Annotated in this window: 10 protein-coding genes; 2 read left to right on the forward strand and 8 right to left on the reverse strand. The window is 68.1% G+C overall.

Annotated features, from left to right (window positions below; all coding sequences use genetic code 11):
• The 3 genes from I71_RS20425 to I71_RS20435 form a co-directional block, all read right to left on the reverse strand.
• Positions 1–208, reverse strand: a 208-nt coding sequence (locus I71_RS20425) for a glycosyltransferase N-terminal domain-containing protein (RefSeq protein WP_042697237.1), incomplete at its 3' end; no start/stop codon positions are given.
• Between the two features lie 150 nt (positions 209–358).
• Complete coding sequence (locus I71_RS20430) at positions 359–1357, reverse strand: glycosyltransferase family 1 protein (RefSeq protein WP_042697240.1); 999 nt, start codon at positions 1355–1357, stop codon at positions 359–361.
• Complete coding sequence (locus I71_RS20435; protein ID WP_042697242.1) at positions 1354–2175, reverse strand: UDP-2,3-diacylglucosamine diphosphatase; 822 nt, start codon at positions 2173–2175, stop codon at positions 1354–1356. The genes I71_RS20430 and I71_RS20435 overlap by 4 nt, the downstream gene beginning before the upstream one ends.
• A gap of 220 nt (positions 2176–2395) precedes the next feature.
• Between I71_RS20435 and I71_RS20440 the strand changes: the two genes are divergently transcribed.
• Positions 2396–3367 (forward strand): diacylglycerol kinase family protein, encoded by a 972-nt coding sequence (locus I71_RS20440; protein WP_049976215.1) that lies wholly within the window; start codon positions 2396–2398, stop codon positions 3365–3367.
• A gap of 6 nt (positions 3368–3373) precedes the next feature.
• On the opposite strand, the gene I71_RS20445 is transcribed toward I71_RS20440, so the two are convergent.
• The 4 genes from I71_RS20445 to I71_RS20460 form a co-directional block, all read right to left on the reverse strand.
• The gene (locus I71_RS20445) at positions 3374–4006 is read right to left on the reverse strand and encodes a DNA-3-methyladenine glycosylase (RefSeq protein ID WP_042697245.1); all 633 of its coding nucleotides are present in this window, start codon (positions 4004–4006) and stop codon (positions 3374–3376) included.
• Between the two features lie 44 nt (positions 4007–4050).
• Positions 4051–4293, reverse strand: coding sequence for a phosphoribosylformylglycinamidine synthase subunit PurS (purS, locus tag I71_RS20450; protein ID WP_014246942.1), 243 nt, complete (start codon positions 4291–4293; stop codon positions 4051–4053).
• A gap of 53 nt (positions 4294–4346) precedes the next feature.
• On the reverse strand, positions 4347–5111 hold the full coding sequence (gene purC / locus I71_RS20455) for a phosphoribosylaminoimidazolesuccinocarboxamide synthase (protein ID WP_042697247.1): 765 nt from the start codon (positions 5109–5111) through the stop codon (positions 4347–4349).
• A gap of 133 nt (positions 5112–5244) precedes the next feature.
• Positions 5245–6018, reverse strand: a complete 774-nt coding sequence (locus I71_RS20460) for an NRDE family protein (RefSeq protein WP_042697250.1) — start codon at positions 6016–6018, stop codon at positions 5245–5247.
• Positions 6019–6210: 192 nt separating this feature from the next.
• On the opposite strand from I71_RS20460, the gene I71_RS20465 reads away from it, so the two are divergent.
• Entirely contained in the window at positions 6211–6531 is a 321-nt protein-coding gene (locus I71_RS20465) for a DUF1476 domain-containing protein (RefSeq protein WP_042697253.1), read from the forward strand.
• Between the two features lie 55 nt (positions 6532–6586).
• On the opposite strand, the gene I71_RS20470 is transcribed toward I71_RS20465, so the two are convergent.
• Positions 6587–7382: N-formylglutamate amidohydrolase (locus I71_RS20470; RefSeq protein ID WP_244433948.1), on the reverse strand; the 796-nt coding region annotated here is incomplete at its 5' end.

A 7382-nucleotide genomic window follows, 5' to 3' on the forward strand; every position in this document is an offset into this window, starting at 1 on the left:
GGACCAGCACCAGAACCGAATTCGCCTCCCCCACGCTGGGGGCATGGATCCAGACCAGTGGCCCCGCCGGCCGGGGGTGCGAGGCCACGCCAAACCGCTCCGCCTGGCGCGCGGGGTCTTCCTTGCCGGCAGCGCGGCGGCGGTCGAGATAAAGGCGCACCGCCGGCCCGGCAACGGTCGTCAGGCCACGGTAGAGGGAATGCAGCATCAAGGCCCGGAACAGGAGACGTACGACAACGGGCGCGTTGCCGGTCCCCCTGATACGGAACACCGGCCACGCGCCCGGCGGCACCTTAGCACGCGACAACCGGTCCGTAACAGGGGCGGGTGCGCCGCGCGCGCCTTACCGCTCCCCCGCTTACGTAAATGGCCGCAGGTTGGACAAAAACTGTTCGGCCGACCGCCGCCAGGAATAGCCCAGCGCATAGTCGCGGCAGGTCTGCGCCGGGATCGCCAGGGCTCCCTCGACCGCGCGCTTCAGATCCTCGTCCAGGCAGCCGGCGCCGGAGCCGTCGACCACGTCCAGCGGTCCCGGCACCGGATAGGCCGCCACCGGCACGCCGGAGGCCAGCGCCTCCAGCAGCACCAGCCCGAAGGTGTCGGTGCGCGACGGGAAGACGAACACGTCGGCGGCGGCGTAATGCTTGGCCAGCTCCTCGCCGTGCTTGGCGCCGACCCAATGGACGCCGGGATATTTGCGCTGCAACTCCTCCCGCGCCGGGCCGTCGCCGACCACCACCTTGCTGCCGGGCAGGTCGAGGCGCAGGAAATCCTCCAGGTTCTTTTCCACCGCGACGCGGCCGACATACATCGACACCGGACGCGGCAGATCGAGGAAGTCCTTGTCACGCGGCCGGAACAGCTCGGTATCGACGCCACGGGTCCAGCGGCGGATGTTGGCGAAGCCGCGGGTCTTCAGCGCGTCCTCGATGGTCTGGGTCGCCACCATCACCGCCGAGGACGGCTTGTGGAAGCGGCGGACCACCGCATAGGACAGCGCCAGCGGGATCGGTGCCCGGTCGCGCACATATTCGGGAAAACGGGTGTGGTAGGCGGTGGTGAAGGGCTTGCCATGTTTCAGGCAATAGGAACGCGCGGCGAAGCCCAGCGGCCCTTCGGTGGCGATGTGGATGCAGTCGGGCCGCATGCCGTCGATCATCGCCCACAGCCGCCGCTTCGCCCCGACCGCCAGCCGGATTTCCGGGTAGGATGGCATCGGCAGGGTGCGGAAGCGGTCGGGACCGATGACCTCGACGCTGTGGCCCATCGCCTCCAACTCGCCGCGGACGGTGCCGATGGTGCGCACGACGCCGTTCACCTGCGGGTGCCAGGCGTCGCTGACGATCAGGATGTTCACGCCGCTTCCCGTTCCTTCGCCGCGATCTTCCCATTGGTGGGAGAAGTGACCGGAAGCCGTTGCGCCATGACCTCCGTCCAGCGGATGATCTCCAGCGCGCCACTGTCGTGTTCGACCAAGGCGGTGCAGGACTCGACCCAATCGCCGTCGTTGCAATAGAGGATTCCTTCGATATCGCGCATCTCGGCGGTGTGGATGTGGCCGCAGACGACGCCGTCGACCTTGCGGCGGCGGGCTTCCTCGCCCAGCGCCTCTTCGTACTTGCCGATGAACTCCACCGCCGTCTTGGCCTTGTGCTTCAGGTAGGCCGACAGCGACCAGTAATTGAAGCCCAACTTGCGGCGCACCCAGTTGAACAGGGTGTTTATCTGCAGCAGCGCGACGTAGGCCTGGTCGCCCAGCAGGGCCAGCCACTTGGCGTAGCGCACCACGGCGTCGAACTGGTCGCCATGGGTGATCAGCAGGCGCCGTCCGTCGGCGGTGGTGTGGACCCATTCATCCACCACCTGCACACCGCCGAACTGCAGCCCGACATACTCGCGCGCCGCCTCGTCATGGTTGCCGGGGATGTAATAGACTTCCACCCCCTTGCGGGCGCGGCGCATGATCTTCTGCACCACGTCATTGTGCGCCTGCGGCCAGTACCAGCTTTTCTTCAGCCGCCAGCCGTCGACGATGTCGCCGACCAGGAACAGGTGATCCGATTCGGTGTGCTTCAGGAAATCGAGAAGCAGTTCCGCCTGACAGCCGCGCGTTCCCAGATGAACGTCGGATATCCAGATGCTGCGGTAACGCTTGACCGCTGGGACGGCGTCCATCTTCCGCTCCGTCGTCGCCATGGCCGATGGCCATCAAGACAACAGCCGTATAATCGAAAGCCATCCATCTTGACAATGATTTGGACGCACCGCACCTATTCGCCACAACATTTTGGGCAATCGTCACAACGTCGCAGTTTTACTGTAACGGAACCGTCGCATGCCCTTCACTGTTCCGCAATAGAAGGCGCCTCATGCGCCGGTCAGGGAGAGCGAATCGGTGCGCGACACGGTGCTGATGGATGAGAACCCGGCGATTGGCGCCGGCGGCGGCGAGGATGCGGCGATCGAGGTGCGGCGGCTGCTGGTGATCCACAACCCGACCGCCGGCGGGCGGCGGGCGCGGCGGCTGCGGGCGGTGGTCGCCCGGCTGGAGGCGCTCGGGGTGAACGTCACCGTCAGGCCGACCGGCAAGCGCGGCGATGCCGAGGATTTCGCCCGTGCGGCCGATCCCGCCGACCTCGATGCGGTGGTGGCGGCCGGTGGCGACGGCACGATCAACGAGGTCATCAACGGGCTGGCCGTCCATGCCGAAACGGGGCGGCCGCTGCCGCTGGGTATCGTGCCGATGGGCACCGCCAATGTGCTGGCGGCCGAGCTGGGCCTGACGACCGATGCGGAGCGCATCGCCGCCACGATTGCCGGCGGGCGACGGACGATGATCTGGCCGGCCCTGGCGAACGGCCGGGTGTTTTCGCTGATGGCCGGGGTGGGGCTGGATGCGCGGGTGGTGGAACGGGTCGACCCCCGGGTGAAGCGGCTGATCGGCAAGGGCGCCTATGTGGCGGAAACGCTGGTTCAGCTGGCGACGCGGCCGGACCACCGCTACCACGTTCGGCTCGATGACGGCGAACCGCAGGAGGTGGCGTCGGTCATCGTCGCCAAGGGGCATTTCTACGGCGGTCGTTTCATCTGCGCGCCCGATGCGCGGCTGACCGAGCCGGAGCTGCATGTCTGCCTGTTCCCGCGCGGCGGGCGGCTGAATGCGCTGCGCTATGTCTGGGGCGTCACCGCCGGACGGCTGGCGCACTTTCCGGACTATCGCGTGGTGACGGCCAGGCGCGTGCGGATCGAGGGGCCGGCGGGCGACGGGCTGTTCGCCGACGCGGTGCAGGGCGACGGCGACGTGCTGGCGCGGCTGCCGGTGGAGATCACGCTGGCGGGATGGCGATTGCCGGTGCTGGCTGGGTGAGAGCGATCACCGCGCAGGCGGCAGGCCCCGCGCCGCCCGCGCCTGCTCCTGCAACGCGACGTAATGGTGCCAGACCAGCCGTGCCGCCAGCGACCGATGGGGCCGCCACGGCTCGGCCACCTCGATCAGCTGCTTGGCCGTCGGCTTGTCCACCCAGCCCTTCAGCCGCTGGACGCCCAGCTGGATCGCCAGATCGCCGATCGGCCAGATGTCCGGCCGGTCGAGCGTGGTCATCAGATAGACCTCGGCGCTCCAGCGGCCGATGCCCTTCAGCGCGACGAGCTGGGCAATCGCCTCCTCGTCGGGCAGGTCATGAATGATGTCGAAATCGAGCCGGCCGCTCGCCACCGCCTCGGCGAGGCCGCGGGCGTAGCCGATCTTCTGGCGGGAGAAACCACAGGCGCGCAAGCTGTCGTCGTCGAGCGCCAGGATGGCGCCGGGGGTGACGGCACCGCCCAGCCGGTCCTGCAGCTTGGTCCACAGGGCCAGCGCCACCTTGGTGGAGAGCTGCTGCTCCATCACCATGCGCAGCAGGCCGACGAAGCCGGCCGGCCGGGTGAAATCGCGGATCACCGGGCCGCCGACGCGCAAACATTCGGCGAAAATAGGGTCGAGCGCGGCCAGATGCTCAGCGGTCATGCTCGATGCTCACCGGCCGCGCCCCATTGCCCGAAATCAGTGGATCAGGCCACCAGCTCGATGGCGTAGTCCTCGATCACGGTGTTGGCGAGCAGCTTGCTGCACATCGCCTCGACCTCCTTGCGGGCGGTCGCCTCGTCGGTGCTCTTGAGCTGCAGCTCGATCACCTTGCCGGCGCGGACGTCCTCGACGCCGTCGAAGCCCAGCGTGTGCAGCGCGTGCGCAATGGCCTTGCCCTGGGGGTCGAGAACGCCGCGCTTGAGGGTGACGTGAACCTTGGCCTTCATCGGATGTCCGCTCGCTTTACGGTGTTGGGTGGAGGGGTGGTTGTTGGAGGCAGTCACTGGATCGTCTTGGGGCCCTTGACGTCGCTCGGCCCGCCTTCCGGCAGGATGCCGAGGCGCCGCGCGACCTCCTGATAGGCTTCCTCGACACGGCCCAGATCCTGGCGGAACCGGTCCTTGTCCAGCTTCTCGTTGGTCTTGACGTCCCACAGCCGGCAGTTGTCGGGGCTGATCTCGTCCGCCAGGACGATCCGCATCTCCTCGTTCTCCCACAGCCGGCCGAACTCCAGCTTGAAGTCCACCAGCTTGAGTCCGATGCCGAGGAAGAGGCCGGACAGATAGTCGTTCACGCGCAAGCTGAGCGCGACCATGTCGTCGAGATCCTGCGGAGCCGCCCAGCCGAAGGCGGTGATGTGCTCCTCCGAGACCATCGGGTCGTTCAGCTCGTCCGACTTGTAGTAATATTCGATGATGGAGCGCGGCAGCGGCGTGCCTTCGGGAATGCCGAAGCGGCGCGACAGGCTGCCGGCGGCGACGTTGCGGACGACGACCTCGATCGGGATGATCTCCACCTCGCGCACCAGCTGCTCGCGCATGTTCAGGCGGCGCATGAAGTGCGTGGGCACGCCGATCTCGGACAGACGGCTCATCAGATACTCGGAGATGCGGTTGTTCAGCACCCCCTTGCCGGTGATGACGCCCTTCTTCTGGTTGTTGAAGGCGGTGGCATCGTCCTTGAAGTACTGCACCAGGGTGCCCGGCTCCGGCCCTTCGAAGAGTACCTTGGCCTTGCCTTCGTAGATGCGCCGGCGTCGTGTCATCGCGTCTTCGTCCAAATACGTAAGGACCGGTCAAGCGAGCTTGCCGGCCCAGGAATGTGCCTGAGTGATATAGCAAGCCGGGTGCACGAACACAACGACGGGGGCCGGAGGGCAGGATTGTGCGGTGGCCGGCTCACAGCTCCACCGGCGCATAGTCCACCGCGTGCGGCCGGCCGGGGGCGAAGTGCCAGATCGGGTTCAGGTCCGGCCGCTCCACCCGCGGCACCGCCAGCAACGAGCTGGACGAGGTGCCGAAGCCGCTGGGCAGCAGGAAGTCCATGGCGCCGCGCTCGTCCGGCGTGCCCTCCCAGATGCGGCTGCCCATCAGCTCCGGCCAGCCGCCCCAGGCGAAGGACTCCGCGTCGGGCGCGTCGACGGTCGGCGGAACGGCGTGCTCGAACAGCGGTCGGTAGAAGGACGTGCGCGGGTCCTGCGGGTCGTCCATCTCGAAGGCGGTCAGCATGTGGACGCCGGTGGGGATCGACGACACCTCCGGCCGGTGGCGGGGGTTGGCGCCGCGGTGGACGACCAGATAGGCGTCGCGGTTGTCGGCGATCACCAGATTGAACGGGCGGTAGGCGCGGATGTCGAGGTCGGCGAAGCTGCGCGCCGCGTCGGCGGCGTCGGCATGGTCCAGCGCGTCCAGCACCAGCTCGCCGCGCGACCGCTTGCCGGCCTCCGGCCCCAGCGTGCCGAAGCGGTTGAGGATGACCGCCACCACCCCCTCGTCGTTCAGCCCCATCCAGGAGCCGCCGGCCAGCTCGTCCAGCCCGGCGACCACGTTGGGCCGGTCGGGCCAGTGGCGGGCCGGGGGCAACCAGGGACGCCCCTTCATCTCGTCACGGTTTCCGGCGACGACCAGCGGCCAGATTGCGTCGGGTCGCCGCAGGAGGATCACACTGCACATGCCATGCCCTGTGTCTGTGGGGTTTGTCTGTGGAGGCGCTTGTCTTTCGTGCCCGCCGAGGGTAACCCGCTGCCCGGGGAAGCCCCGCACAATATCCGGGGCCGCGACACGGCGGGACCGTGACGGAAGCCGCCTTCGGGCTATATAATCCTTTTAACTGGGAGTGAAACCGACAAGGGAGGGTGGGCCATCATGACGACCTTCGACGATCGCGAAAAGGCCTTCGAGACCAAGTTCCAGCACGACGAGGACCTGCTCTTCCGCATCCGCGCCCGGCGCGACCGGCTGGCCGGCGAATGGGCCGCCGACCTGATGGGGCTGTCCGGCGCCGAGGCCGAGGCCTATGCCCGCCAGATCGTGGACACCGACATCGCCACTCCCGGCCCGCACGACATCCGGGACAGGCTGCGCGCCGATCTGCACGCCCGCGGCGTCGACATCTCCGACCACCGGGTGGAAAAGCAGATGGCGCAGTTCCTCGACACCGCGCGCCGGCAGGTCACGGAAACCTGATCGAGCCTTCCCACGGCACCGCCGCTCCCGGTTGCCGCGGGGCGCGGCGGGCCACCTATTCCGCCGCACGGTTCAGGGCGCGCTGGGCGGCATAGTCGGCGATGCGGCGGATCAGCAGGTCGATCTCGCCCTTCAGCCGGGCGAAGCCGTCGTGCCGCTCCAGCGTCTCCTCGTTCATATAGAGGCGCCGGTTGATCTCCAGCTGGATAGAATGGCGGCCGCGCGCCGGCTCGCCGTAACGCGCCAGCAGTTCCACCCCCTTGTAGGGGTCGTTGATCGCCACGCGATGGCCGAAGCCGCGCAGGGTCTCCGCCACCAGCCGGACGAATCCCGGCTCGCTGGTGGTGCCGTCGCGGTCGCCGATGACGAAATCCACCGCCAGCGGGTCGCGCCCATCCGGCCGCAGCGATGACGGCATGGAATGGCAGTTGACGTGCCACACCGAACCGAACCGCTCGGCCAGACCATCGAGGGCCATGCGCATCTGGGCATGGTAGGGACGGTAATAGCGGTCGATGCGGTCGGCCACCACCACCGCCGGCAGCTTTCCGTCATAGAGCGGCACGCCCGGCCGCAGCATGGAGCGGATCAGCCCCATACCCAGGGTGCTGCGCGGGGTCGGACGCAGCCGCAGCGGCAGCTCGCCGTCGATCAGCGCCGGGTCGATGTCATCGACCGCGCGGTTCACGTCGATGCAGGTGCGGGGGAACAGCGCGCACAGCAGCGTGGCGCCATGGTCGGGGGCCGTGGCGAACAGCTCCTCGACATGGCTGTCCTCGCCCTGCCGCAGCAGGGGATGCGGGCAGATCACCCGGAATCGTCCGGATAGACGCTGCCGCTGTGCGGCGAGT

The organism is Azospirillum sp. B506 (assembly GCF_000333595.1).
In the GTDB taxonomy this organism is placed as follows: Bacteria; Pseudomonadota; Alphaproteobacteria; order Azospirillales; family Azospirillaceae; genus Azospirillum.